The following is a 1502-nucleotide window of genomic DNA, read 5'->3' as shown; positions in this document are numbered from 1 at the left end:
CGCCGTGGCGCCGCCCGCCCAGGCCCCGGCCCCAGCCCCGTCGTGGCGCAGCGCGATCTGCCGCCGTCCGTGCGCGAGCAATTGCCGGCCATGCAGTTCAGCGGCGCCACCTATTCGGCCAACCCGGCCTACCGCATGGCCATCGTCAATGGGCAGGTGCTGCACGAGGGCGACCAGGCCGCACCGGGCGTGGTGCTGGAGAAGATCGAGCCGTCCCGCACGGTGTGGGCATTCCGGGGCTACCGCTACGCCGTGCCGTCGCAGTGAAGGCGAAGCCAAGGGCGAAGTCGAGGGCGCAGCGGGTGCGCTGGTACAGGCCAAAACAGGCCCATGCCGGCGGATTGCATGCCTGTATTGCTATATATTTAATAGCAAATGATTCGTCCACCGCGCTCCGATGATCGCGGGCCGGCGACCGCTGTGCGGCTCAGCGGATGAACCGCCCGTCCCGCCCCACGAGGGTCAGCTCGACGAAGCGCGAGGCGCTGCGTTCCGGGCCGGTGGCGTTCACTTCGAAGCCGCCCAGGTCCCAGTTCTTGAGGCTCCAGGTGGCGTCCACGAAGGCGGCGCGCGACGGGTTGCGGCCCGCGCGCTGCAGGGCCTGGGCGAACACGCGGGCGTTGATGTAGCCCTCCAGCGCCAGGTGCGAGGGCTCGGCCGTGGCGCCCACGGCTTTCCAGGCGGCCTGGAATTCGCGCACCACCGGCACCACCACATTGGTGGGCAGCGGCACGACCTGCGAGATGGTGAGCCCGACGGCATCCGGTCCCAGGGCCTTGACGGCGGCCGAGGTGCCCATCACGGACGTGGCATACAGCGCGGTGCCGCGCCGAAGGCTCCGGAAGGCTTTCACGAACTCCAGCGCCGGCTTGCCGGCCAGGCCGATCAGCACCGCCTCGGGGTTGCCGTCGGCCACCTGGCGCGCCGTGGTGCCGGCGTTCGACGCATCGCTTTCGACGGTGCCGGACAGCGGTTCGCCCAGCTTCAGCCGGGCCATGGCGTCGCGGGCGGCGTTGAACACCTCCTTGCCGAAGGCGTTGTTCTGGTAGGCCACGGCGATGCGCCGGATGCCCAGCGTGGAGAAGTGCTGGACCAGCTTGTCGGCCTCTTCGGCGTAGGTGGCGCGCACGTTGAACACGCTGCGCGCGCCCTTCACGCGGCTGAGCATGGCGCCGGTGAACGGGGCGAAGAACGGCATGCCCGAGGGCAGCACCTTGGGCAGCATGGCCTCGACCATGGGCGTGCCCATGCAGTTGAAGAGCGCGAACTGCTCGCGGTCGGCGAGGAATTTGTCCACGTTGGCCAGCGCGCGGGGGATGTCGTAGCCGTCGTCCAGCGTGGTGAGTTCGATCGCCTGGCCCTGCACGCCGCCCTGGGCGTTGATGGCGGCGAAGGCGGCCTTGGCGCCCTGGTGCATGGCCGAGCCCAGGTCGCCCAGCGGCCCGGTGAGCGCGGTGGATTGCGCGATGCGCAGCGCCGTGCCCTGTGCGCGCGCCGGCGCT

Annotated in this window: 2 protein-coding genes; one reads left to right on the top strand and one right to left on the bottom strand. The window is 70.5% G+C overall.

Features of this window, described 5'->3' with window-relative positions:
• The coding region (locus AC27KI_RS24605) for a general secretion pathway protein GspB (RefSeq protein ID WP_487116387.1) at nucleotides 1-267 on the top strand (267 nt) is incomplete at its 5' end.
• A 160-nt stretch (nucleotides 268-427) separates the two neighbouring features.
• Here AC27KI_RS24605 and AC27KI_RS24600 read toward each other — a convergent pair.
• The coding region (locus tag AC27KI_RS24600; RefSeq protein ID WP_487116385.1) for an ABC transporter substrate-binding protein at nucleotides 428-1502 on the bottom strand (1075 nt) is incomplete at its 5' end.

The organism is Acidovorax sp. KPB24-03 (assembly GCF_057546605.1).
The sequence above is the reverse complement of the archived record's forward strand: the minus strand, read 5'-3'. Positions and strand labels throughout refer to the sequence as shown.